A 24,989-nucleotide genomic window follows, 5' to 3' on the forward strand; every position below is an offset into this window, starting at 1 on the left:
CCAAGCTGGCTAACCCTAGCGCGGCTGGCGCGCCCGCTCGATAACGGTTTGAAGCGCAGGATCGAGCCGCGCTTTCAGCTCGATACGTTTGCCGGTAAAAGGATCATCGAAGGCCAGCGAACGCGCATGCAAGAACAGCCGTTCCAACCCCCATTGCGCGGCAAGGCGCTCACCCTGACGACTACCGTACTTGGCATCATGCAGCAGTGGATGACCGCTGTGCGCCGCATGCACCCGAATTTGGTGCGTGCGTCCGGTAATCGGAGAGGCTTCAATCAGCGTGGCGCCTTCAAAGGTCTCAATAACATTGAAGGTGGTACGCGAGCGTTTGCCGGACTTGTCTACCTTGACCCGCCGCTCGCCGTTGCCTGACTCATAACGCAGCAATGGCGCCGATACCCATTCCCGCGCGGCAGGCCAGCGCCCTTCTACCAGCGCCATATAGCGCTTATCCATGCGCTTGTGCTTGATATCGTCGCTTAAGCGCAGCAACGCCTCGCGACTTTTGGCAATCAGCAAACACCCCGACGTATCGCGATCGATACGGTGCACCAGCTCGATAAACGACAAGTCGGTTCTGACCTGACGCAGCGCCTCTATCAAACCGATCTTGACACCAGTGCCGCCATGCACAGACAGCCCCGAGGGCTTATTGACCGCCAGCCAGCCATCCGTTTCAGCAATCACGCTCGATAGCAGCACTCGCCGCAGATTGTCCGAAACTTCCTGCACCGCCTCCTGCGGCGCCATGCGCAGCGGCGGCACACGCACCACATCGCCTGCACTGATGCGCGTATCCGCCTTGGCTCGCGACTTGTTAACGCGCACTTCTCCTTTGCGGATAATGCGATACACCAAGGTACGTGGCACCCCTTTAAGGCGCGCCATCAAAAAATTATCAAGCCGCTGCCCCGCTTGATTGTCGTCTACCTCGAGCCACTGAACCTGCTGGCCGGTTGCTTCCTGTTTAGCGCTATCGTTTAGCGACATACCTGTATCCTGCACCACATTCATTTGGCGACATTACCCATTGGATCGCCACACGCTGGCTATCTTCCCTGAAAACGCGCCTTATGGACACCTGAGCACCCGATTTCTTTTACGTACAGTAAATAACGCTACTTTCGTTAATCTTTATAAACATTGCTCGGCGTAACAAAGGTTGATATATTCCGAAGGCCTCGGAAGGCACACCAGATCACGTGCCAAATACCGGAAAGCGCCCGCGAAACAAGCACATGTGGGCCAGGCAACAGATACAACAGCACACCAAGTGCGTGGATACCCGCAACGCCGATTGCAGGCTGGTTACTAATAGGAAATAGCGATACTGAAGGCGTTACCCATCGTGCGCCACGCCCACATACCGTCACCCGTTCGCTTTAAAAGCAGCGCTGTGGCCAGGCTGGGCCAGCATCGGAACATTTTCGCGTTCGCTTACAGAACGCCCCGCCTGCCATCAGTATTGACCGGTCCTCGTAGACTGGGTGCCAACGACCGGTTTCGACAACCACGGAACTCAACTTTTATTTCCGTACCGGAATCGGCGTCTTCGAATCGACAGATGCCAGGTGTCTGGCGGCAAGCACTGAAACCGGTTGGCCAACTGCCACCGCATCATGTTTCTGGTGCCGCTGCGTACTCAACATGACAATATTTGAGCGTTTGTGATCACCTCGCTGGATGTGCCAAACAGCGCCATCGAGGCCTTCACAAAGCCACTGACCAACATGCACTGAGCACAACACAAAGCAAGTAGCGGTTCGCCGACGCCGTCGCCCGGTGCGACAAGTCAGCGAGACGACATGAAAAGAATGCTCATCAACGCGACCCAGCCAGAAGAGCTGCGCGTCGCCCTGGTGGATGGACAGCGCCTTTACGATCTCGATATCGAATCAGGCGCTCGCGAGCAAAAGAAAGCCAATATTTATCGTGCGCGTATTACCCGCATCGAGCCTAGCCTGGAAGCGGCATTTGTTGACTTCGGTGCTGATCGTCACGGCTTTCTGCCACTCAAGGAAGTAGCACGCGAATACTTCATCAAGGAGCCTTCGGGCAACGGCCGCCCCAGCATCAAAGAGGTGCTGAAGGAAGGCCAGGAAGTGATCGTTCAGGTCGATAAGGAAGAGCGTGGCAATAAAGGCGCCGCTCTCACCACCTTCATCAGTCTGGCCGGCCGCTTCCTCGTGCTGATGCCCAATAATCCCCGTGCCGGTGGCATCTCGCGCCGTATCGAAGGTGACGACCGCGCCCAGCTCAAGGAAGCCATGGGCGAGCTGACGCTTCCTGAGCGCATGGGTGTTATCGTGCGCACGGCGGGCATTGGCCGCTCCACCGAAGAGCTGCAGTGGGACCTCGACTACCTGGTGCAGGTATGGGAAGCCATTACCGGAGAAGCACAGCAACGCCCCGCCCCCTTCCTTATCTATCGCGAATCCAACGTGATTATTCGCGCGATGCGCGACTACCTGCGTCCTGATATTGGCGAAGTGCTGATCGACGGCGAAGACGTGCATAACGAAGCGCTGTCGTTCGTTAAGCAGGTGATGCCGAGCTACCAGCAGAAGATCAAGCTCTATCAGGACGAAGTGCCGCTGTTCTCGCGCTTCCAGATCGAATCGCAAATAGAAACGGCCTACCAGCGCGAAGTCAAACTGCCTTCTGGCGGCGCTATCGTTATCGATATTACCGAAGCGCTGGTATCGATCGATATCAACTCGGCACGCGCCACGCGCGGCGGCGACATCGAAGAAACCGCGCTGCAAACCAACCTGGAAGCGGCCGACGAAATTGCTCGTCAGCTCCGCTTGCGAGATTCCGGCGGCCTGGTGGTAATCGATTTTATCGATATGTCGCCGTCCAAAAATCAGCGTGAAGTCGAAAATCGCATGCGCGAGGCGCTGAAGCTCGACCGTGCCCGAGTGCAGGTCGGCCGTATCTCGCGCTTCGGCCTGATGGAGATGTCGCGCCAACGCTTGCGCCCTTCGCTGGGCGAAACCAGCGGCCATGTCTGCCCACGCTGTAACGGCCAAGGCACTATTCGCGACGTGCGCTCGCTGTCGCTGTCGATTCTGCGCTTGATCGAAGAAGAAGCGATGAAGGATCGCAGCGCCCAGATTCGCGCTACCCTGCCGGTCGCGGTGGCTACCTATCTGCTGAACGAAAAACGTAACGTGCTCGCCGACATCGAGCGCCGTCAGCAGGTACGGGTAATGATGCTGCCCGAGCCGGAAATGGACACCCCGCACTACGACGTGCAGCGCCTGCGTGACGATCAGCTTGAAGAAGACGAGATCGGCAAATCAAGCTTCGAGCTCGACACCCAGTACGAAGCGCCTCAGGCCGAGCATTCCGTTAGCAAACTGGTGCCACGCTCTGAAGCCGCCGTGAAGTCGGTTAGCCATAATACCCCGGCACCCGCCTCTCTCAAGCAGGACACTCAGGCCGCTCAGGAGCCGCGTCAGGCGCTGCCTGAAGGCGGCAGTGGTTTCCTCTCTCGGGTCATGCGTAGTTTCGCCCGCATGCTTGGCAACGATGCTAGCGCCACTGCCGCTGCTGAATCACGCGACAGCGCCACCCGCGCCAGTGCCACCGCTGAAGCGCAGGAAAGCCAGCGCTCGAGCCAGTCGCAAAATAGCGGCAACAAGCGCAATGACAACCGTCGCAACAATCGCAGCAGATCGGGCGATCAGAAGCGCGACGACAATCAGTCCGCTCGTCAGGATAGCAGCGAGCAGCGCGACAAGTCGTCAGACAACCGTCAGCGCAATAAGCGCAACGACGATAGCCAGCAGAACGGTAAGCAGCGCAACGGCGGGAACCGCGATCAGGGCTCGAACAAGCAGCGCTCTGCTCAAGGTAACAAGGATAGTCAGCGCGACACGTCGCAGCGTGATAACCAGCGCGGCGGCCAGGCCGACAAGAAACGCAACGAGCAGCAAGACAGCAACGCTGCGGCTCCGGCTAACGCCAACAAGGGCAGCCAGGACAACGCGTCCAGCAGCGGTGAACAGCATGCTCACCAGCCCAAGCGTACCCGCAACAATCCTCGCAAGCGTAGCCGTAACCGCGCGCTGAACAAGGATGCGGTCGCTGAGCAGCAAGCGCTGGCCGACAATGGCAGCAGCCAGCAGGCGCCGTCCAATGCCAAAGCCACCGCCCCGGCTGCCAAGGCAGCAGCAGCGTCTCAGCAGCCTGAGACCGACGCTACGGCGAAACAGCCCAGCAAGAAGTTCGTTGAAGATGTCCATGAGCATGAGGACGTTCATAACGGCCTGGTCGGTGTAGAGGCGAAACGAGCCGAGCAAGCAAGCGCTGCGAGCGACGCTGCGCCAGCGACCGCTGCGGGAGGCAATCGTACCTTTGGTCGCGCCGCCGCTGAGCCTGACTACCAGCCTAAGCAGCGCAACGCTAAAGCTGCCAGCAGCGCGGTAGCCACCGAAGCAGGCGATCGCACAACGGCAGCCAAACCCGACGCGTCTTCTAGCGCAGCATCGGCGGCGGATCAGCAGCACGTTGCCGCTAGCAAAGAGAGCAAGGCGACAGTCCAGTCCGCTGACAAGAGCAACGATGGCGGCCCGAGCGTCAAGGATAGCGAGGCCAACCGCGAAGCCAGCGACGCTGAAGCAGTCACCTCCGCCGTCAAACGGGAAGATCAACCTGCAAAGGCTGAGCAATCCGCAAAGGCTGAGGAAGCTGCCAAAGCGCAGCCTGCGCCAAAGGCTGAAGCGGTAGCGAAGAACGAAACGCCAGTAGAGCCTAAACAGGCCGATAGCACTGCGGCGGCGGATGTCCGCAATGCCAAAGAGAGCGCTGCAAAACCGCAGGCCAAGCCCGAACAGGCAGCGGCGCAGCAGGCTTCTTCGGACAAAGCGGAGCAGCCCGTAACGGCAAAGGTAGAGCAAGCGCCAAAGCCCGAAGTGGTAGCGAAGGCCGAAACGCCAGTAGAGCCTAAACAGGCCGATAGCACTGCTGCGTCTGAAGGCAACAGCGCTGCTGCGGCGGATGTCCGCAATGCTGAAGAGCCCACTGCAAAACCGCAGGCCAAGCCCGAACAGGCAGCGGCGCAGCAGGCTTCTTCGGACAAAGCGGAGCAGCCCGCAACGGCTAAGGAAGCGGCAAAGGTAGAGCAAGCGCCAAAGCCCGAAGCGGTAGCGAAGGCCGAAACGCCAGTAGAGGCGAAACAGGCCGATAGCACCGCTGCGTCTGAAGGCAACAGCGCGACTACCGCTGCTCCCACTTCTGCGGCAAAAGCTGAAGAGGATGTTTCTGCGCAGTCCAAGCCTGCGTCTCAAGCGCCGAGCGAAACGTCGGCGTCCGAGGCTGATAACGAGCAGGAAGCCAGCAAGTCTGCGGGCAACGACAGCGAGGAGCAGAACGTCGCGCCTGCTCGTCGACGCCGCAGCCGTGCCCATAACGATCCTCGCGAGCAGCGTCGCTCTCAGCAGCACTCTTCTAGCGAGTAACGTTGGTTCGCCCGCCTAGCGCGGGCGTCCCGTCAAACAAAAGCCCCCGGTCGAGCAACATGCTCAACCGGGGGCTTCTCGTTGGTTACGCAACCGTCTATCGGTCTGGGTCTTAAGCGCTATGCCACCGCGCGTGGCGCAAGCCAAAGGCAGCGGCCGCCAACGCTGCGTTGGGCAACACGCACGTTAGTCAGAAAACCCCAAACGACGCGGCTCCTGCTCCAGCTGGATACCAAAACGATCCGCTACCTGCGCGGCGATTGAGTTCGCGAAGTCGCTAAGCTCCTGCGCTGAACCGTCACCAAAATGCACGATCACCAACGCCTGACGCTCATGAATACCGAAATGACCACGCTTGACGCCCTTCAGGCCACAGCGGTCGATCAACCAACCTGCGGCGAGCTTTACCCCATCCGCAGCGGGATAGCGCGGCATATCGGGATGATCCGCGGCAAGAGCACTCGCCTTCGCTTCAGAGACGGTAGGATTTTTAAAAAAGCTGCCGGCGTTTGCCAACTGTCGAGGATCAGGCAGCTTGTCGCGCCTGATGTCAGAAACTGCTGCCGCGACCGCCGCAGGCGTGGCCGGTACGGCAACTCGCTGAGCAAGATCGGCGTAATTGAGCCTAGCAGACGCGTGACGACTCACCCGTAACACGATTTCTACGATAATTGCGCGCTCGGAAAGCGCGTTCTTGAAAACACTGTCGCGATAGCCAAAGCCACACTCTGAGGCAGAGAGGACGTTGACACTGTTGTCCGCCTGATCAACGTAAACGACACGCTCGATCAGTTCACCGATCTCGACACCGTAAGCACCGATATTCTGCACCGGCGCAGCACCGGCGCTGCCCGGTATCAAGGCCAGATTCTCAATACCCCACCAGCCTGCTTCAGCAGTTGCTTCGACCAGTGTGGGCCAATCTGCGCCGGCCGCCGCGTGTAATAAAGCGCTGTCACCCTCCACCTCGAGACGAGTATCAGCGCCGCTGTAGCGAATCACCACTCCTTCTATATAAGGAGCCGGAATCACATTGCTGCCACCGCCCAGTACGACTACAGGCCACTGCTGGCTGCGCGCCTCGGCCAGCACCGCCTGTAGCTCGCTAATGCTGGCAGGCTCAGCATAATGCTCAGCAATGGCGGGTAGCCCCAGGGTATTCAGCGCGCTTAGATCGACCTCACGAGCGATGTGGATCGAGGCAGTCACTGCCGCGCTGCCTCAATATGATCGATCAAGCCACCACAACCCTGCTCCACCATATCGAATACCTTACGGAAGCCATCATCCCCGCCGTAGTAAGGATCGGGCACAGAGTCGCCGCGGTAGTCGGGCGCGAAGTCGAGCAGTTTGACCAGATGCCCACTGAAGTGCTGCGGAGCGGCGGCGTTGATATCGCGATAGTTGGCGTCATCCATCGCCACGATGTAATCAAAACGCTCAAAGTCACCTTGGTTGAGCGCTCTGGCGCGAAGATCATCGAGTGACAGGCCACGCCGATGTGCTTCCTCGCGGGCGCGACGATCCGGCGGTTCACCGGTGTGGTATGCCCCCGTGCCGCAGGAATCGATGCGGTAAGCGTGCTCTAAACCACGCTCCTTGATCAGGTGACGGAACACGCCTTCCGCGGTGGGCGAACGACAAATATTGCCAAGGCAAACAAACAGCACCGATACCTGCGATGTTGATTCACTCATCACGACTCTCCAGCCAGTGGCGAACACGCTCGAGATCGGCCGGTGTATCAACGCCCGCCGGATACTCGATGTCGGTTACTTCGACCTGAATACGATAACCGTGGTAGAGCGCGCGTAGCTGCTCAAGCTGCTCCAGTGCTTCCAGCGGCGCGATAGGCAGTTCGGCATATTCATGCAGGAAGGAGGCGCGATAGGCGTATAGGCCGATATGGCGCAGCCAGCTAGCGTTCGCACTGTTGAAGGCAGCCTGCGCAGCGCTTGACTGCGGACCTTGCTCACCCCAGGCATCACGTTGCCAAGGAATCGGCGCACGCGAAAAATAGAGCGCGCGACCGTTGGCGTCGCGTACTACCTTGACCACGCTGGCACGTGATAGCGTGTCAGGCTCGGAGATGGGTTCGGCCAGCGTTGCCATCGCCACTTCTGGATGCTCGGCAAGGCTTTGCGCTACCACATCGATCAACGCGGGAGGCAGTAACGGCTCGTCACCTTGGACATTAACCACCCGCGTTGCAGGCGGTAACGCTAGCGTTTCGACCACTTCCGCCAATCGTGACGTACCATTTTCGTGATCGGCGGAAGTCAATACTACCTCGGCCCCCAGCGCTTCCGCATGGCGCTGAATGCGCTGATCTTCCGTGGCAATAACAACGCGCTCGGCACCGGACTGCAGCGCTTGCCGCCATACCCGCTCGATCATGGTCTGGCCGGCAATATCCTCCAACGGCTTGCCCGGCAACCTCGACGACGCATAGCGTGCTGGAATAACGGCCACGAAGCCGCCTGCTTCGCCCTGACGCTGCGACATTGGCTTACTCGCCCCCTAGCGCCGGAGCTTCGTTACGCGGCTTGCCGAGTTTTTCTTCGGTGTCGAGCTGACGTGCTTCGTTGACCAACATGACCGGAATGCCATCGCGCACCGGATAGGCTAGCCCGCTTTGACGGCAAACGAGTTCGCTGCGCTGATTATCGTACTCCAGCGGTGCCTGGCTTTGCGGGCACACGAGCATGGCCAGAAGTTCCTTATCCATGACAATTCCTCATAAAATAAAAGATTAACAGCGCCGAGCAACATCTTCGCGGCGAACATGGCTCCACGGCTCAAGCTGGCTATCGAGCCAGTCAGAGAATCCCGTTTCAGGCGTGAGCGCCACCTCGAGCGCCCAGCTGGATGCGCGCATCGTATCACTCAACAACGGCTGACACTTTACCGCATCCTTGGCGGTCATCACGATGGGTAACTGATCGCCGAAGGAGATATCTTGCTGCGTAAACTGATGGTGATCGCCAAACGGGTGCCGAATAACCTCGATCCCCAACGCATCAAGGGTGGCGAAAAAACGTTCGGGGTGCCCAATACCGGCCACAGCATGTACCTTGCCCGAAAACGGTAGCGGTGACAGCGGCTGCCGCACGCTATCGCTCAAGCGCCGCAGATGCAGAGGCGAAAGCGTACCCGCCCAGCCATCCACCGGTAGCTCAACGCGCGGAGTGCCATTGATCAACACCGCGTTAGCGTCTGCGAGTCGTACAGGTGGTTCGCGCAGCGGCCCTACCGGCAGGCAGTGACCATTGCCCAGCCCTCGCTCGCCATCGATCACCACCAGTTCGATATCGCGCTCCAACGCATAGTGCTGCAAGCCATCGTCGGTCACGATGATATTACAGCCCTGCGCTTCCAACAGCTTCACCGCATCGGCACGCGCGGGCGCCACTGCTACTGGCACACCGGTTGAGAGCCTCAGCATCACCGGCTCGTCGCCGGCCTGCTGTGGCGGCGTGGTTGGTTCTACCAGCAACGGATACTGGTCGGCGTGCCCACCGTAGCCACGCGAAGCAATGCCCGGTTGCCAGCCGCGCTCGCGCAGATGAGCGACCAGCCACGCGACGGTGGGCGATTTGCCGGTACCGCCGACACTGATATTACCCACCACAATCACGGGAACGCCGGCACGATAGCGGCGTTCAGGCTGCTGGGCATAGCGCTGGCGACGCCGTTTGGCGCACGCTGTGTAGAGCCACTCAAGCGGCAGCAGCAGCCCAAGTGCGCCGGGCTTACCGTACCAGCGCCGCGTTACCCAGCGCTTGATACTCATTCGTCCGCGCTGTCTTCATTGAACTGCACCCGGTGCAGCGCTGCGTAATTACCGTCTTTGGCAAGCAGTTCTTCATGGGTGCCCATCTCGACCAACTCACCGCGATCAAACACCGCGATGCGATCAGCGTTCTCGATGGTGGATAGCCGGTGCGCAATTACCAGCGTGGTACGGCTGTGGCGCACCCCTTCCAGAGCGTGCTGAATGTAGCGCTCTGATTCGGTATCAAGCGCCGAGGTAGCCTCATCGAGAATAAGTACGCGCGAGTTGCGGTAAATGGCCCGCGCAATGGCGATACGCTGGCGCTGTCCGCCTGAGAGCATCACGCCGTTATCGCCGATGATGGTGTCATAGCCATCGGCAAGCCGATCGATAAATTCTGCGGCGTAAGCGGCCTTGGCCGCCTCGATAACCCGCTCGCGCGAAGGCGACTCGTCACCGTAGGCAATGTTATTCGCGATCGACACGTTGAACAGCGTGACCTGCTGACTAACCAGCGAAATCTGGCTACGCAGCGCCTGCAGGCTGTAGTCGTTAACATCGTGACCATCGAGCAGAATGCGTCCTTCCGTCAGCGGATAAAAACGCGGTAGCAAGTTCACCAGCGACGTTTTACCGCTGCCCGAGCGCCCAACCAGCGCGACCATCTCGCCCGCCTTGACCTCGAAGCTAACGTGCTTCAGCACCGCCTTATCATCGGGGCTATAGCGCAGCGACACGTTGTCGAACACCACATCACCCTTTACGGTTGCGGGCGCGTAGGTGCCGTCATCCTGCTCCTTGGGTGCATCGATGATCGCAAAAATGGATTCGCAGGCCGCTAATCCTTTCTGGATTTTGCCGTTGATGTCGGTCAGCGATTTAACCGGCTTGATCAGCATTGCGGCGGCTAAAATAAAGGAGATGAATTCGCCGGGAGTGATGTAGCCCATCACCCCCGGCGTAAGCGCCAGCCACACCATGAACGACAGCGCCAGCGCCACCAGCGTCTGAATCAGAGGACTGGCAATAGCGGTCGTCTTGGATTCCTTGAGGTTTTGCCGGCGAGTGTTTTCACTGGCCTTCATGAAGCGTTTCAGCTCGTAGTCTTCCGAGCTGTGGGTACGCACCACGCGGTTGCCGCTCAACGCTTCCGACGCCACATGGGTAACGTTACCCACCGCATTCTGAATACGATGCGATAGCCGACGCACGCGCTTGCCCGCATAGCCAACGACCACCCCGATAATGGGCGTGATGCACAAGAACACCAGCGTGAGCCGCCAGTTGTTGTAAAACATCAGCCCCATCAGGAACACCACCGTCATTCCCTCTCTGATCGAGATGGTCAGCGCATCGGTAGCAGCGCCGGTAACGCGTTCCGCCTGATAGGTCATGTGAGACAGCAGATGCCCAAGCGAGTTGTGATCGAAAAAACTGCTGGGCAGGCGAATCATGTTATCGAAGACATTAACGCGCAGCGCATAAACCACCTTGCCGCCCACATAATCCATGAAATAGGAACCGAGGAAGGTACCTACGCCGCGCAAGATAAAGATGGATACGAAGATCAGCGGCATTACGAAGCGAAAGCTATCGGAGGGATGCTGGATACCGTCGACCATGCGCTGCATGGCCTGGGTTACCCAGGCTTGCGATGACGCGTACAGGATCATTCCCAGAATCGCGAGAGCAAACGCTTTCCAATAAGGGCGCACATACGTCAGCAGGCGCGAATAAAGAGCCCATGAACCGTCTTTCAAAAGTGTCTCCTGAGATCATCTCGGTGATTGGTGCGGCGATGCGAATTGCCGCGTCAACGCGCGGATGATACCTCAACACAGCTACTCTCAACAGCGCGACGACGACGCAGAGGCATGACCTGAATTCCGTTTGGGGCAATACGCGCTTCCAAAGTGCCATCTTCCGCCGTTACCCACTGACAAGCGCTGTGGTGATCGGTACGCCTTACCACCTCCTCAGCGGGATGATGGTAAGCGTTGAAAAAGCCCGAGCTGTGGACCACGTGATGCGGTTGCGCACGCACCAGCAGCGAATGCGACGATGAGCTTTTACTGCCGTGATGACCACTGACCAGCAGCGCTAGCGGGCGGTCAAAAAACCGTAGCAGCCGATACTCTACTGCCTTCGGCGCATCGCCAAGTATCAGCGCACGCTGCTGATGTGCTTCGATCAGCAGCACGCACGAGCGATCGTTCTGATTAACCGGCAGTGGCATGTTGGGCAACGGCCACAGCACGCTAAAGCGTACGCCGTCCCACTGCCACTGCTGACCGGCCCGACAAGCGACGAAGGGAAGCCCGGCAGCAACCGGGCCAGGCAAACCGAAAGTGGCGAGGTCAGGGGCGCGCCACTGCCCGACGTGATGCAGCTCATGCAATGCCGCTACGCCGCCGGAGTGGTCGAGATCGGCGTGACTTAACAGCAGCATGTCGAAATGCTGGCCGGGCGGCCATAGCTCGGCTAACGGCATATAGCCGGAAAAACTCCGCGGCCCCGTGTCGTACAGCATGCGGTGACGCTGCGTGCGAATGTCGAGCAGTTGCCCTTGACCGATATCTTCGACGCGTATAACCACGTCCCCCATCGCGATGTCGCGCTGTCCGGCACTTCCCGCCAGTAATGGCAGTAGCGCCACGCTAAACACCAGTCTGAAGCGGCGGCTAAAGCCCGGCAACAGCCAAAGCAGCGCCGTCAGCATCATGGCCGTTGCGATCGGCAAGCGCCGCGGCCATGTCATGGCGACGGAAGGCAGTGGCGTGGTCAGCAGCGACAGCCACTGTTCATGGAGGTACGCCGCCCACTCAAACAGATGCCACACCAGCGCAGCGGCTGGCTGGCCCGGTATCAGCGATGCTAGCAGCGCGATTAAGCCCAGCGGCAGCATCACACTGGAGACCCAAGGAATGGCGATCAGATTGGCTACTAGCGACACTGGCATCAGGCGCCCGAAAACCAGCAGCACGGCCCCATCGAGCAGCAACCCCAGCGTTATTTGGGTGCGCAGCAAGCCGTACCAGCGAGTCGGCGTTGGTCGCCAGCGCCAGGCCAGCAGTAGCGCCGCCACCGCCACAAACGAGAACCACAGGCCAGGGCGGAACACTAGCAGCGGATTAACGAAGAGCAGCGCGCCCAGTGCCAGCCACCAACCACTGAAGGGCGGCGGTGCATAATGACTCGAGACATACCACACCATTACCACCGCCATTAGCCATGCCCTGACCGCCGGCGGGCCGCTTCCCGATAGCATGACGTAGCCCGCTGCCGCGGCAAGCGCTACTAACCAGGGCCAGTGCTGAAGTCGCCAATGACGCGGCAGGATCATCTTCAGCAGCCAACGCAGTAGCCACATCAGGCACAGCATCAGGATGCCCACGTGCATGCCTGACACCACCACCAAATGCACGGTGCCGCTGTCGTTCAAGCGCTGCCAATCGCTGTCGCTGAACAACGAAGCATCGCCGAGCAGCAGTGCGTGGGCCCAGCGCTCGGCGGTGCTATGTTCAAGGAAGGGGTGGATGTGCGTAGCGATACGGTTACGCAATGAAAATGCCGCCGCTGCCAGTTTTCGCGGTGCGGGCATTTTTTGCACGCTGCCCGTCGCCCCCAGCGCCTGCGCCAGCAAACGTGCACTGGCGATACCACCGCCGCTGTTGCTGCGGCTATGGGCGGGAACCAGCCGCGCGCTTAGCTGCCAGCGCTCTCCTACCGCCACCGGCGGCGCATTGAACCAGCGTAGCCTCACCCTGCGCAGGCCATTGCAGGCAGGCAGTGCATGCCGTTGAGGGCGACAGCTTGCTACCTTCAGCATCAGCGACTGAGCGCCTTGTTCACCCGCTGTTACCTGCTCAATGCGCCCCGATAGCAGTACCGGCTGACGCGCCAGGCCCGGCTCTAGCCGATGGTCCATCGCCTGCAGCATATTCAGCCAGCCCGCTAGCACAGCCACCAGCAGCGCCAGTGCCAACCACTGTCGCGAGGCCAGCAACATGATGCCGACAATGCACAACATACCGATGCTGTTTTCCAGCCAGTGCGTGGCATTTGGCCAACTACCGATCAGGATACCGGTAAAGAGCGCGATGACTGCCAGCGGTAACCCCGCTCGTCGCAAACAACGATACATATTGATAGTCGCCGTGGGAAAGGCGGTATATCGGCACGCCAGCTATACGCTTGAGGGTGCCCGGCGACATTCAGCGTGATCGACAGCGCGCTGTGTCGACGCTTTCACTCAGGCCAATATTCTTCTAACGTGGCAGCAGGCCATCAGCAGCGAGGTTGCTTGCAACCTAACGAGCTTGCCTCTTGGCAACTTCTCAGGCACAACAACATCAATCAGCCATCATCTCTTGAGAAGCAACAGCATCGCCCGCGCGTCATCACGCGTGATAGCGGCAAATCAGGCAACCGCTATCGCCAACGGCAGCGCTGGCGAACTACCGTGACCGAACTGGCAGGCTCGTCATAACCCGCCTCTATAGCGCGCATCACGCTGTACTCCTGCCATTACGCTTGAGAACAACAAAAGGAGAGTGTGCAATGCTGACATTTCGCTTGAACGGCGAAACCATTGTTATGGATCAACCGTCGGACATACCGCCGGCTCACGCCTCGGCGCTGGAATTATTGCGTGAGCGGCTTTGCATGACCGGCACTAAGGAAGGCTGCGCCTCGGGCGACTGTGGTGCCTGTACCATTGCGGTACGTAACCCGACCATCGGCGCTGAGTGGCAATCAGTGAATGCCTGCATCATGCCGGCCGGCCAACTGCACGGGTTGGACGTTGCCACCGTGGAAGGACTCGCCAACGGCAGCGAGCTACATCCGGTTCAGGCGGCGATGGTCAACCACCATGCCAGTCAGTGTGGCTTCTGCACGCCCGGCTTTGTGATGTCGCTGTTCAGTCTTTATCACGCCGACAGCGCCATTACCGATCAGTCCATCAGCCATGCGCTCGGTGGCAATCTGTGTCGCTGTACCGGCTACCGCCCGATTCGCGAGGCTGCGCTTCAGATGCGCGCGACGGAAGGACATATCGCGCCCTGGATAACAGCTCAGGCGCCGTTACCACGCTTGACGACCAGTGCTCAGAACGACGCCTCACCCGAATCGGTTCGCGGTTTTTATCAGCCCACCTGCATCGCTCAGTTGAGCGCCCTGCTTGAGCATCTGGAGCAGCCTCGCTTTATCGCTGGCGGCACCGATTTGATGCTGGAATCAACCCAGCGGCTGAAGGATTTCGACCATTTGGTCGACCTTAGCCAGGTAGACGAGCTGCGTACCGTTAACGAAGACGCCGATACCGTCACCATCGGCGCTGCCGTGACCTACCACCAGCTGGCGCCGTTGCTTGAACGCTGCTTTCCCGACTTCGGCCTACTGCTGTACCGCTTAGGCTCACAGCAGGTTCGTTATCGCGGCACCCTGGGAGGCAATATCGCCAACGCCTCTCCCATCGGTGACACCCCGCCGGTGTTACTGGCACTTGAGGCACAGCTTGAGCTGTTAAGTCCCGAGGGCGTTCGCACCCTCGCGCTCGAAGACTTCTTTATCGATTATCGCCAGACCGCGCTGCGCGCCCGCGAAATCATCTCCCGTATACGCATCAACACCTTGGCTCCCCACCAGCAGTTAAAGGTATGGAAACTGTCGAAGCGCCGCGACGATGACATTTCAGCGTCGCTGCTGGCGATTCGCTTTACCCTTGATGGCGAGATCCTTCGCGATGTTCGCGTAGCGCTGGGCGGTATGGCCGCGATTCCCAAACGCGCCTACCAGAGTGAGGCAGTGCTGGAAGGCCAGCCACTAACCGCCGCTCAGGTAGAAAAAGTGCGCAGCGCACTAGCCGACGAGTTTTCACCGCTTACTGACGCGCGCGCCAGCAGTCACTACCGCTTGGCGGCTACCGCCAATTTATTCGAGCGTCTGCGTTTGCAGCTCTCTTCCACTGACATTGCGACGGAGCTTCTGGATGCGACAGCTGATTGATCCTCAGTCCTCCCTGACGCGTGCCGCGCCGCCACGCAATACGCAGGCCCATGAAAGCGCCGTTGGTCACGTGACCGGCCGCGCCAGCTACACAGATGACCTGCACCAGCCGGCTGGCCTGCTGCACTTGGCGGTGGGGCTCTCGCCCAGCGCCAGTGGACGCATTACTCGCCTCGATTTAGCCGCCGTGCGCACAGCGCCCGGCGTGGTAAGGGTGCTCACTGCCGCCGATATTCCCGGCCACAACGAAGTAGGTGCTGTATTCCCGGGCGACCCACTGCTGGCAGAAGACAGCGTTCGCTACCACGGTCAGCCTATCTTCGCGGTTGTTGCCAGCAGCCTGCGGGCGGCTCGCCAGGCCGTTACCAAGGCCATTATCGAGATTGACGACGCCGCGCCGCTGCTCGATCCCGTGGAGGCCATTGCAACCCATCAGACGGTACTGCCAAAACACGTGCAGCGCAGGGAACACAACCGCGTGGTGGTCGCCGAAGAGCAGCGCGATAAGCCGCTGGCGCGTCTTGAGAGCGCGCCCTTACAGGTGGCCGGTGAGCTGTTCATTGGCGGGCAGGAGCACTTTTACCTCGAAGGCCAAATTGCCATGGCCGAGCCGTGGGAAGACGACGGCATTCGCGTATTAACCTCCACCCAGCACCCCAGCGAAGTGCAGAAGCTGGTGGCGGAAGTGCTGGCGCTCCCGCTGCACGCGGTGGTGGCCGAGGTCAGGCGCATGGGCGGCGGCTTCGGTGGCAAGGAGAGTCAGGCGGCCGCCGTTGGCGTAATGGCAGCGCTGGCGGTGGTCACTACCGGACGGCCGGTAAAATTCCGCATGCCTCGCGAAACCGATATGAAGGTAACCGGTAAGCGCCATCCCTTCCATAATCGCTATCAGGTCGGCTTTGATCACAGCGGCGTTATTCAGGCCGCGCGCATCGAGCTGATTGGCGACTGCGGTCATTCGCCCGATCTTTCTGCGGGCGTAGTGGACCGCGCCATGTTTCACGCTAGCAACGCCTATTACCTGGGCGACAGCCTGGTGATTGGCCATCGCGCCAAAACCAATACCGCCTCCAATACCGCCTTCCGCGGTTTTGGCGGGCCGCAAGGCATGCTGCCGATTGAGAACGCCATCGACGATATCGCTCGCACGCTAAACCTCGATCCGCTGGAGGTGCGTAAGCGCAACTTTTATGCCCCGGGCCGCGATGTCACTCACTATGGTCAGCAGGTCGAGCAGCACCTGATTCTACCGCTGGTAGAGCAGTTGGAGCGCGACAGCGATTACCGCACGCGACGTCAGCAGATTGCTGCGTATAACCGCACCAGCCCAATCATCAAGCGCGGTCTGGCGCTAACACCGGTCCAATTCGGGATCTCGTTCACCGCGCCTCATTTGAATCAGGGCGGCGCCATGCTACGCATCTATACCGATGGCAGCGTACTTGCCAACCACGGCGGCACCGAGATGGGCCAGGGGCTGCATACCAAGGTGTGTCAGGTGGTGGCGCGGGAGCTGGGGATCGCGCTGGACGACGTGCGCATCAGTGCCACTCGCACCGACAAGATTCCCAATACCTCGCCAACTGCCGCGTCATCCGGCGCCGATATCAATGCGATGGCGGCAAGGCGGGCGGCGCTAACGCTTAAAGAACGCCTGTTCGAATTCGCCCGCCGCCACTATGACTTGGAGGAAGGCACCTTAGCGCTTGAGGATAATGCGCTGACGGCCACCACGCTGGCAGGTGCCCCCTTCCGCCTAGCCTGGGCCGAACTTATTCAGCAGGCCTATCTAAACCGCATTTCGCTGGCGGCCGAGGGGTTCTACGCGACGCCAAAAATTGGCTATGACCCCACTACGGCGCGCGGTCGGCCTTTTTTCTACTACGCGTACGGCGCCGCTGCGACCGAGGTAGAAATAGACACCCTCAGCGGTGAGCACCGCGTGCGTCGCGTTGATATTCTTCACGATGTCGGTGACTCACTGAATCCCGCGATTGACCGCGGCCAGATTGAAGGCGGCTATATCCAAGGGCTTGGTTGGCTCACTACTGAAGAGCTTAAATGGAACGAGCGCGGTCAACTGATGACCAGCGGTCCGTCTACCTACAAGATACCGGCCTACTCAGACGCCCCGATCGACTTCCGCGTATCACTGCTTTCCGGACACCCTAACTCAGAGGCCACCATCTATCGCTCCAAGGCGGTGGGCGAGCCGCCCCTGATGCTGGCAATTTCAGCCTGGGCGGCGCTGCGCGATGCCATTGCTAGCCTCGACGGCTATCGCAGTAATCCCCGCCTGAATACGCCGGCAACCCCCGAACAGGTGCTGTTAGCGTGCCAAGCCATGCGCGCGCAGGTCGCTAACCAGGCAGCAGCAGCGCCTAGCGAGGAGCTTCCATGAACATCAGCGACACCGCCCACTGGAGCTGTGCACTGGCCCAGCTGCAGCAGCAAGGCACTGCTCACGTACTGGTGTCGCTATTAAGCTGCGCGGGCTCCACCCCACGCGAGCCCGGCAGCAAGATGGTGGTCACGCTAGACGATACCTTCGATACGCTAGGCGGCGGCAATGTCGAATACCAACTGATTGCGCGAGCACGTGCCATGCTTAGTAACGGTGAGCGCAGCTGCTGCCTGGAACGACTAGCGTTAGGGGTACAGGCCAACCAATGCTGCGGCGGCCATGTCGCGGTACTGCTCGAACCCTTCGCCGGTGCGTCGATGCAGGTCGCGCTGTTTGGTGCAGGCCACGTTGGCACGGCGTTACAGCAGCTGCTGACAACGCTGCCATGGCGCGTCGATTGGTACGACTCTCGAGCCAGCGCAGTGGATACAGCAGCCCAACAGGCGGGGCCCCGTACCCGCGTCTTTCAGCTTGAAGGCGACCCCGCCGCACACCGCCTTGCGCCCCACTCCCACTGCGTGGTGATGACCCACGACCATAGCGAAGATGAGCGGCTGATCGAATATCTGCTTCAGCAGCCCCACATTGCTTCCATTGGGCTAATTGGCTCCGCGACCAAATGGGCGCGTTTTCGCCATCGACTCAAGGCCCGCGGCTTTAGCGATGCTCAACTCGATAGCGTACGCTGCCCTATTGCCAGCGCCGCCATTGGCCACAAGCTTCCCGCTGAAATAGCGCTGGGGATCGCCGCGGAGCTGTTAACCCTGGCACCGGGTGAACGTGAAACAACCACGCTGAGGGGGCTGGCCCACGCCGACCTTGAAACAATCACTCAGCTTCTCAACCGAACAGAGCAACCTTCATGACGCTAAAAAAAGTGCTGCGCGGTCCACTGCTGCATTTTCTCAAGGACCCGGGCGATAACGCGCCCCTCTCGGGCAGCGCCGAATATAATGAGGATGCGGCGATTGCCATCGATCAGCAGGGATGTATCGCTTACTGCGGTGATGCGGAAGCCTTCGTAGCGACGTTGCCTAGAGAGACGACCATCGATCATTATCCCGACAAACTGCTAATGCCGGGCTTTATCGATGCCCATGTGCATTTTGCCCAGTTGGGCATTATCGCCTCGTACGGACGTCAGTTGCTGGACTGGCTGAACAATTACACCTTCCCCGAAGAGTGCCGGTTTGAAGAGCAGTGCTATGCCGAGCAAGTGGCCGAGCTGTTTGTTCAGCAACTGCTGCGTCACGGCACCACCTCGGCAATGGTGTTTTCCACACGCCACGAGCAGGCCACCGAAGCGTTGTTTGGTGCCGCGCTGCGTCACAATATGCGCTTGCTGACCGGCAAGATGCTGATGGACAGAAACGCACCCGCAAAGCTGTTGGACACCGCCGAAGGGGGCATTGAAGCGTCGCGCGCGCTGCTAGAGAAGTGGCACGGGCGCCAGCGCCTTGAGTATGTGCTTTCACCACGCTTCGCGCCCACCTCTACCCCGGCGCAACTGGAGGCTGCGGGCATCTTCATGGACGAATACCCCGGTATTCGCATGCAAACGCACCTCAGCGAAAACCTTGCCGAGGTTGACTGGGTAAAGACGCTCTACCCCGATGCCAGCGACTATCTCGACGTCTATGCACGCGCGGGGCTGCTGCGCGACGGCTGCTACTTCGGCCATGCCATTCATATTGACGACAGCGTGCGCGAGCGCATCCGCGCGGCCGGTAGCGGAATTACCGTCTGCCCCACCTCCAACCTGTTTTTGGGCAGCGGACTGTTCAACTGGCAAGCGGCTCGCGACCAGCAAGTGCCGATTGCGCTGGGCACGGATATTGGCGCGGGCACCAGCCTCTCGCAGCTGCAGACCCTGCAGGACACCTACAAGGTTTGCCAGCTAAACGGAGCAGCCCTGTCGCCATGGCAGGCCTTCTATCAAATCACGCTGGGCAGTGCTATCACGCTGCGTCTGGACGATAGAATAGGAAACCTGACGGTTGGCAAGGAAGCCGATATCGTGGTGCTGGACAGCGCAGCAACGCCGGCAGCGGCGACCAAAGCGGCATTGCGCGAGCAGCGTCTTGAAGAGCAGCTGTTTAACCTGATGCTGCTAGGCGATGATCGCAGTATTGCCGCCACCTATCTGATGGGCGAGTGCCAGTATCGTCGCGACGCCTAGCCAGCCGTACCGGCGCAGTGCCCCGCCACGCTCGCCTGCGTGTTAACAACTCGCCTATAGTCACGGGCACAGCTGAGGGTATCGGGCACTGGCCGCTAGGTCCGGCTGGGTGGGCTGCGACGCTTTACGCCAAGGCCCATTTTTTAGCCGCTTCATAGGGATGTCGCTGATTCGCTCCCCATAACACGCGAAAAGCGCCGCGAGATAATCTCTCGCGGCGCTTTGATTCGCCTTCTTTTAGCTGTGCAGCCGGTGCTTTACCGCCTTCTGCCTGGCGACGGTGACCAAAACAGCTCGCTATCCTTCCAGCGTTGCTTCTTCGACCTGCACCAGTTGACCGGCATCGAGGCGCATAACGCGATCCTGATGCTGGGCGATGTTGGGGTCATGAGTCACGATCACAAAAGCGCAGCGGCTTTGCGTGGCAAGTTCGTCGAGCATTTCCAGAATCCGGCCGGCGGTGCCCTGATCGAGGTTACCGGTAGGCTCATCCATCAATACCAAGCTGGGATCAGTGACCAGCGCACGCGCAATCGCGACACGCTGACGCTCGCCTCCTGACAGCTCGCCGGGCTTGTGCTGACCGCGATCTGCCATACCGACGCGCTCCAGCAGCTCGGCCGCACGCTGGCCCGCCAGTTTGCGAGTTTGACCGCGAATGACCAGCGGCATCGCCACGTTTTCGAGTGCGGTAAATTCGGCCAGCAGGTGATGGAACTGATACACGAAGCCGATGTGCTGGTTTCTGAAGCGCCCCAGCTTCGCTTCGTTCAGCTCGGCAATATGGGTACCAGCAACGATGACATCACCGTGGGAAGGCGCATCGAGACCGCCCAACAGGTTAAGCAGGGTGGTCTTGCCCGACCCGGAGCTGCCGATGATCGCCACGCGCTCACCGGACTCAACCACCAGGTTGAGGCTTTTCAGCACTTCGAGGTCCTGCGGCCCTTCCTGATACACACGTGACAGTTCACGACATTCAAGCATTACATCACTCATAGCGCAGCACCTCCGCCGGACGGACGCGAGAAGCGCGCCATGCCGGATACAGCGTAGACAGGAAACTCAGCACAAAGGCCACCACAATTACGGTGATGACGTCGGATGCTTCAAGGCGCGACGGCAGATAGCTGATGAAGTAGACCGACGGATCGAGGAACTGGATACCAAACACGTTCTGGATCCAATTGATGATGTCGGAAATCGACAGCGCCAGCGCAATACCGATTATCAGCCCCAGCACGATGCCAATTACGCCGATGGCGATACCCTGCACCATGAAGATACCCATGATGGTACGCGGCGTGGCGCCGAGCGTGCGCAAAATCGCGATGTCAGCGCGTTTATCGGTCACCACCATCACCAGCGTCGAGACAATATTGAAGGCCGCAACCGCCACGATCACCGTTAGCAGCAGCCCCATCAGGTTTTTCTCCATCTGGATGGCCTGGAACAGGTTGCCCTGCGAGAAGGTCCAATCCGAGCCCAGATAGCCGATGGGCAGCTGATTCACAATATCCTGAGTTACCGGCCGCGCGTTGAAGATGTCATCGAGCTTCAGCCGAATGCCCTGCGGCGCGTTAAGGCGTGCCAAGGCTTCCATATCGCCCAGGCTGGCGTAGGCAAGGCTGCCGTCCAACTGCGCGCCTACCTTGAAGATACCGCTGACGGTAAACGAGCGCATGCGTGGGAAGACTCCCGCCGGATTGACCGAGGAGCCCTGCGGAATCAGCAGCGTGACCTTATCGCCAACGCCCACGTGCAGCTGGCGAGCCAGAAGCTCCCCTAACACCACGTTCCAGCTGCCCTTGGTGAGCCGATCAAGACTTCCGGACTGCATGTGATCAGCGATGATCGACACCTTCGGCTCGGCCGCCGGATCGATACCGGTAACCTGCGCGCCCGCCGTGTGACCGCGCGCGGCCAGCATCCCCTGTTGCTCAACGTAGGGAGCGGTCGCCACCACATGCGGGTTTTGTTCGATCTGCCGAGACAGTTGCTGCCAGTTGTCGATGCCGCCTTCATCCTTTTGGATTTTGCTGTGTGGCACCATGCCCAGCACACGGTGCTGCAACTCGTGATCGAAGCCGTTCATCACCGACAGCACCAGAATCAGCACCGCGACACCGAGCGTTAGGCCCAGCATAGAGGTTAGCGAGATAAAGGAGATGAAGTGATTGCGCCGCTTGGCGCGGGTGTAGCGAAGCCCTATCAGAAAAGGGATGCGATCCAGCATAGGAGGAAGTTCCTGCAATGGGCCAAGGGCACAGGCCGCGAATTACGCCGGCAGATACCTTGGCTCGGGTCATATGCTGCAGCAAAGCCGCAGCTGCCAAATCAATCGTCGCTTGCGGTATCGCCAGCAAGCGCCGTGTACAAAAGAGCGACCATGGTACGCACTTGTGCGCCACGATGCAGCAACTAGCGATGCGATGTCCACCGGGCCGCGACGAGTTAACGCAGGGTATTCGCCCGCCGAACACTCGCCAGTGCCCTAACGAATGCCCGACATCGCCGCTGCATCGCGCTAATTCTACAAGCGTGGGTTCAGCGCGCCGCTTGCAGTCACCATAGATAACGGTATATTCAGCCACTATCTCTGTCGTGGAGCACCTTTTGATGGTATCGGAATATCAACTGACCGCACGCTTGGAACATGCGTTCGACGCCTTGATTGACACCACCCAGACACTGCTGAGTGGCTATGATCCCGAACGCCATCCCACCTGGCAGTTTGATCGCTCGCTTGCGCCTCGGCAGTGGCTGAGCCTCGCGCTGACCGATTACTGGTATCAGGATGGTCAGGACGGGCGCACTACCCGCCCCTACATCGGCATGATTGCGGCCGATCAAGCGCTGCTGGAAGCGGCCTCGGTGGTCAACCAGCACAAGACGGCGCTGGCCGAACTGATCAAACAGCTGCGTCAGCACTACCCTGCCACCATGAAAGAGATCAAGGCGACGCTACCGTTTCGACACCCAGCCCTGCATACCCATCTGAAAGGCGCCGGCCTTGCTCGTTTGCACCTCAAACAGTGCTGGCGCCATGTGCCGCTCGCCCCAGCGCCGCTATCGCGAGTCAGGTTTGCCTGGTATGCCAGCGGTCGATCGATCAAACGTATCTCTGTCGAGGAAGCAGCACGGCAGCTTACCGCACTCGGTGCGCAAGCCCCGCACATCGCACAGCAGCTAAAACGCTTGGCCGCGCTGCCGAGTGACGAAGCACTGGCCCAGATTCAACCGCAGGCACCGTTAATGCGCGCCAACCTGTTTTTCGCCGAGCCGCTTAACGACGGCCGCCAGCGTCAGGCGCTTAACGTTGCACTGCCGCTGTTCGTACCCGCTCAGCAGGCCGCCGGCAAGCTGGTGCTGCCCCACTGCAAACAGCCGCCGGCGCAGCCACCCAGCGACCGTCAGCGCGGCAAACGCAGCGATGCGCAGATCGACGAGGAAACTTGGCTACCCAGCATTCGCGTGCATCGCTACGCCACTGCACGCTAGGCCAATAGGGCAGCATCGGCGGCTTGCCGCGATGCGCAAAATCCCGAACCGCGCTACCCGCGGGTTGCCAGCCAAACCGCCCCCCTTGGTCCGCTCCCTTCCGGCCTACCGCCGCTGGCGCGACTGCGCTATACAGCCAGTAATGCCTCATCTGCTGATCAGGCAACCACGCGACACCCCGCCACCTGCCGCCTTAAGCGACACCCCGCCACCTGCTGCCTTAAGCGATACCCGCCACCCGATTCAGCCCGTTCAGCGCTGCGGTGCGATAGGTTTCGGCGCGCGTGGGATAGTTGAAAGTGGTATTAACGAAGTAATCGATCAGATTGTTGCCTTCAGGCTGATTCATGATCGCTTGCCCGATGTGCACGATCTCCGATGCCTGATCACCAAAGCAGTGAATGCCCAGCAGTTCGTGAGTCTCGGGATCGAACAGCAGCTTCAGCATGCCGACCGTGTCGCCGGTAATTTGCGCGCGAGCGGTTTCCTTGAAATTGGCGACGCCTACTTCATAGGGGCGGCACTGCTCGGTTAGCTCACGCTCGGTAGCGCCCAGCGAGCTGATTTCGGGAATGGTATAGATACCGGTGGGCACTTCATCAACCAGCTTGAATTCAGGACTGGAGAACATGTCGGCACAGGTCGCACGGCCCTGACCATAGGCGGCGCTGGCGAGGCTTGGCCAGCCAATCACATCGCCCGCGGCATAGATATGCGGCACTTCGGTACGGTAGTGCTCATCGACATGCAACTGACCGCGGTTGTTGGCGGTTAGGCCGATATTTTCGAGCCCCAGCGATTCCGTATTACCCGAGCGACCGTTGGCCCACAGCAGCGCGTCGGCGCGAATGCGCTTGCCCGATTTCAGATGCAGGGTCACGCCGCTATCGGTGGCTTCGATACGCTCGTACGTCTCGTTGTGACGCACTCTTACGTTAAAACTGTTGCTCAGGTGGTAGGAAAGCGCATCACTGATTTCGTCATCGAGGAAGGAAAGCAGCCGTTCACGGTTGTTGATCAGCTCTACCTTAATGTCGAGACCCGCAAAGATTGAGGCGTATTCGCAGCCGATTACCCCTGCGCCATAGACAATAATGGTGCGCGGTGAATTATCGATATCGAGAATCTTGTCGGCATCGTAGATGCGCGGATGGTCGAAATCGACATCAGCAGGGCGGAACGGACGAGATCCGGTAGCGATGACCGCATGCTCGAACTGCAGCAGGGTGTGTGCTTCATCGTCGGGCGTTTCAATGCGCAGCGAATGCTCATCGATAAAGGAAGCGTGGCCGGTATAAACATCGACCAGATTGCGCGAGTAGAAGTGCGAGCGCATTTCAACCTGCGCGTCGATAACGCGGAAGCTGTAGTCCATGACCTTTGGCAAATCGAACACGCGCGTATCGGCAGCGGTATTGCACAGCGGGCCGTTGCGATAATCGATGATTTGCTTCACGGCATAGCGCAACGCCTTGGAAGGAATTGTCCCTTTATGGGTACAGTTGCCGCCTACCGTGTAGCGATCCTCAATCACGGCGACCCGCTTGCCGTGCTTTGCCGCGTTGACGGCAGCGCTCTCACCGGCAGGACCTGTGCCGATCACTACTACATCGTATTGAAACTCGCTCATCTCTCGCCTCGAACATTTATAAGAAT

Annotated in this window: 18 protein-coding genes; 7 read left to right on the plus strand and 11 right to left on the minus strand. The window is 59.7% G+C overall.

All coding sequences use genetic code 11. The annotated features are described in order from the left end of the window. Positions 1-15: 15 nt before the first annotated feature. Positions 16-990, minus strand: a complete 975-nt coding sequence (locus R84865_RS01435) for an RluA family pseudouridine synthase (RefSeq protein ID WP_435631670.1) — start codon at positions 988-990, stop codon at positions 16-18. Between the two features lie 815 nt (positions 991-1,805). Between R84865_RS01435 and rne the strand changes: the two genes are divergently transcribed. Continuing rightward, complete coding sequence (gene rne / locus R84865_RS01440; protein ID WP_435638640.1) at positions 1,806-5,465, plus strand: ribonuclease E; 3,660 nt, start codon at positions 1,806-1,808, stop codon at positions 5,463-5,465. A 186-nt stretch (positions 5,466-5,651) separates the two neighbouring features. Here rne and murB read toward each other — a convergent pair whose 3' ends face one another. From murB to R84865_RS01475, 7 genes are read right to left on the minus strand one after another with little or no spacing between them, the layout of a single operon-like run. Further along, positions 5,652-6,674: a UDP-N-acetylmuramate dehydrogenase gene (murB, locus tag R84865_RS01445; protein ID WP_435638641.1), complete on the minus strand. Its 1,023-nt coding sequence runs from the start codon at positions 6,672-6,674 to the stop codon at positions 5,652-5,654. After that, positions 6,671-7,162 carry a low molecular weight protein-tyrosine-phosphatase gene (locus R84865_RS01450; RefSeq protein WP_435638642.1) on the minus strand — a complete coding sequence of 164 codons (492 nt, stop codon included), beginning with the start codon at positions 7,160-7,162 and terminating at the stop codon, positions 6,671-6,673. Before R84865_RS01450 ends, murB begins: the two co-directional genes overlap by 4 nt. Beyond that, on the minus strand, positions 7,155-7,970 hold the full coding sequence (gene kdsB, locus R84865_RS01455; protein WP_435638643.1) for a 3-deoxy-manno-octulosonate cytidylyltransferase: 816 nt from the start codon (positions 7,968-7,970) through the stop codon (positions 7,155-7,157). The genes R84865_RS01450 and kdsB overlap by 8 nt, the downstream gene beginning before the upstream one ends. A 4-nt stretch (positions 7,971-7,974) precedes the next feature. Further along, positions 7,975-8,193 carry a Trm112 family protein gene (locus R84865_RS01460; RefSeq protein ID WP_435638644.1) on the minus strand — a complete coding sequence of 73 codons (219 nt, stop codon included), beginning with the start codon at positions 8,191-8,193 and terminating at the stop codon, positions 7,975-7,977. 24 nt (positions 8,194-8,217) lie between these two features. Then, on the minus strand, positions 8,218-9,258 hold the full coding sequence (lpxK, locus tag R84865_RS01465; protein ID WP_435638645.1) for a tetraacyldisaccharide 4'-kinase: 1,041 nt from the start codon (positions 9,256-9,258) through the stop codon (positions 8,218-8,220). After that, positions 9,255-11,000 (minus strand): lipid A export permease/ATP-binding protein MsbA, encoded by a 1,746-nt coding sequence (gene msbA / locus R84865_RS01470; RefSeq protein ID WP_435631677.1) that lies wholly within the window; start codon positions 10,998-11,000, stop codon positions 9,255-9,257. The genes lpxK and msbA overlap by 4 nt, the downstream gene beginning before the upstream one ends. A gap of 53 nt (positions 11,001-11,053) precedes the next feature. Continuing rightward, a complete protein-coding gene (locus tag R84865_RS01475; RefSeq protein ID WP_435638646.1) occupies positions 11,054-13,384 on the minus strand; it encodes a DNA internalization-related competence protein ComEC/Rec2 in 2,331 nt (776 codons plus the stop codon). Between the two features lie 75 nt (positions 13,385-13,459). Between R84865_RS01475 and R84865_RS01480 the strand changes: the two genes are divergently transcribed. The 5 genes from R84865_RS01480 to guaD all read left to right on the plus strand — a co-directional run bounded on the left by R84865_RS01480 (position 13,460) and on the right by guaD (position 19,832). Next, positions 13,460-13,729 (plus strand): hypothetical protein, encoded by a 270-nt coding sequence (locus R84865_RS01480; protein ID WP_435638647.1) that lies wholly within the window; start codon positions 13,460-13,462, stop codon positions 13,727-13,729. Between the two features lie 71 nt (positions 13,730-13,800). After that, a complete protein-coding gene (gene xdhA, locus R84865_RS01485; protein ID WP_435638648.1) occupies positions 13,801-15,249 on the plus strand; it encodes a xanthine dehydrogenase small subunit in 1,449 nt (482 codons plus the stop codon). After that, positions 15,233-17,650 (plus strand): xanthine dehydrogenase molybdopterin binding subunit, encoded by a 2,418-nt coding sequence (xdhB, locus tag R84865_RS01490; protein WP_435638649.1) that lies wholly within the window; start codon positions 15,233-15,235, stop codon positions 17,648-17,650. Before xdhA ends, xdhB begins: the two co-directional genes overlap by 17 nt. Further along, positions 17,647-18,519: a xanthine dehydrogenase accessory protein XdhC gene (gene xdhC / locus R84865_RS01495; RefSeq protein WP_435638650.1), complete on the plus strand. Its 873-nt coding sequence runs from the start codon at positions 17,647-17,649 to the stop codon at positions 18,517-18,519. The genes xdhB and xdhC overlap by 4 nt, the downstream gene beginning before the upstream one ends. After that, a complete protein-coding gene (gene guaD / locus R84865_RS01500; RefSeq protein ID WP_435638651.1) occupies positions 18,516-19,832 on the plus strand; it encodes a guanine deaminase in 1,317 nt (438 codons plus the stop codon). Before xdhC ends, guaD begins: the two co-directional genes overlap by 4 nt. Positions 19,833-20,129: 297 nt before the next feature. Here the strand turns inward: guaD and R84865_RS01505 are convergent, their stop codons facing one another. Both R84865_RS01505 and R84865_RS01510 read right to left on the minus strand, forming a co-directional pair. Beyond that, positions 20,130-20,831 carry an ABC transporter ATP-binding protein gene (locus R84865_RS01505; RefSeq protein WP_435638652.1) on the minus strand — a complete coding sequence of 234 codons (702 nt, stop codon included), beginning with the start codon at positions 20,829-20,831 and terminating at the stop codon, positions 20,130-20,132. Then, positions 20,824-22,068 (minus strand): lipoprotein-releasing ABC transporter permease subunit, encoded by a 1,245-nt coding sequence (locus R84865_RS01510; RefSeq protein ID WP_435638653.1) that lies wholly within the window; start codon positions 22,066-22,068, stop codon positions 20,824-20,826. The genes R84865_RS01505 and R84865_RS01510 overlap by 8 nt, the downstream gene beginning before the upstream one ends. A gap of 383 nt (positions 22,069-22,451) precedes the next feature. On the opposite strand from R84865_RS01510, the gene R84865_RS01515 reads away from it, so the two are divergent. Beyond that, positions 22,452-23,333, plus strand: a complete 882-nt coding sequence (locus tag R84865_RS01515) for a DNA replication terminus site-binding protein (protein WP_435638654.1) — start codon at positions 22,452-22,454, stop codon at positions 23,331-23,333. Positions 23,334-23,553: 220 nt separating this feature from the next. Here R84865_RS01515 and sthA read toward each other — a convergent pair whose 3' ends face one another. Continuing rightward, the gene (gene sthA / locus R84865_RS01520; protein WP_435636947.1) at positions 23,554-24,963 is read right to left on the minus strand and encodes a Si-specific NAD(P)(+) transhydrogenase; all 1,410 of its coding nucleotides are present in this window, start codon (positions 24,961-24,963) and stop codon (positions 23,554-23,556) included. Between the last annotated feature and the right edge of the window lie 26 nt (positions 24,964-24,989).

Source organism: Carnimonas bestiolae (assembly GCF_051251145.1).
In the GTDB taxonomy this organism is placed as follows: Bacteria; Pseudomonadota; Gammaproteobacteria; order Pseudomonadales; family Halomonadaceae; genus Carnimonas; species Carnimonas bestiolae.

Coding starts and splice junctions, on each gene's coding strand:
- R84865_RS01435 (WP_435631670.1), bottom strand. CDS start 990: ATGTCGCTAAACGATAGCGCTAAACAGGAAGCAACCGGCCAGCAGGTT.
- rne (WP_435638640.1), top strand. CDS start 1,806: ATGAAAAGAATGCTCATCAACGCGACCCAGCCAGAAGAGCTGCGCGTC.
- xdhB (WP_435638649.1), top strand. CDS start 15,233: ATGCGACAGCTGATTGATCCTCAGTCCTCCCTGACGCGTGCCGCGCCG.
- sthA (WP_435636947.1), bottom strand. CDS start 24,963: ATGAGCGAGTTTCAATACGATGTAGTAGTGATCGGCACAGGTCCTGCC.
- R84865_RS01460 (WP_435638644.1), bottom strand. CDS start 8,193: ATGGATAAGGAACTTCTGGCCATGCTCGTGTGCCCGCAAAGCCAGGCA.
- R84865_RS01515 (WP_435638654.1), top strand. CDS start 22,452: ATGGTATCGGAATATCAACTGACCGCACGCTTGGAACATGCGTTCGAC.
- kdsB (WP_435638643.1), bottom strand. CDS start 7,970: ATGTCGCAGCGTCAGGGCGAAGCAGGCGGCTTCGTGGCCGTTATTCCA.
- xdhC (WP_435638650.1), top strand. CDS start 17,647: ATGAACATCAGCGACACCGCCCACTGGAGCTGTGCACTGGCCCAGCTG.
- R84865_RS01510 (WP_435638653.1), bottom strand. CDS start 22,068: ATGCTGGATCGCATCCCTTTTCTGATAGGGCTTCGCTACACCCGCGCC.
- R84865_RS01505 (WP_435638652.1), bottom strand. CDS start 20,831: ATGAGTGATGTAATGCTTGAATGTCGTGAACTGTCACGTGTGTATCAG.
- xdhA (WP_435638648.1), top strand. CDS start 13,801: ATGCTGACATTTCGCTTGAACGGCGAAACCATTGTTATGGATCAACCG.
- R84865_RS01475 (WP_435638646.1), bottom strand. CDS start 13,384: ATGTATCGTTGTTTGCGACGAGCGGGGTTACCGCTGGCAGTCATCGCG.
- R84865_RS01450 (WP_435638642.1), bottom strand. CDS start 7,162: ATGAGTGAATCAACATCGCAGGTATCGGTGCTGTTTGTTTGCCTTGGC.
- guaD (WP_435638651.1), top strand. CDS start 18,516: ATGACGCTAAAAAAAGTGCTGCGCGGTCCACTGCTGCATTTTCTCAAG.
- lpxK (WP_435638645.1), bottom strand. CDS start 9,258: ATGAGTATCAAGCGCTGGGTAACGCGGCGCTGGTACGGTAAGCCCGGC.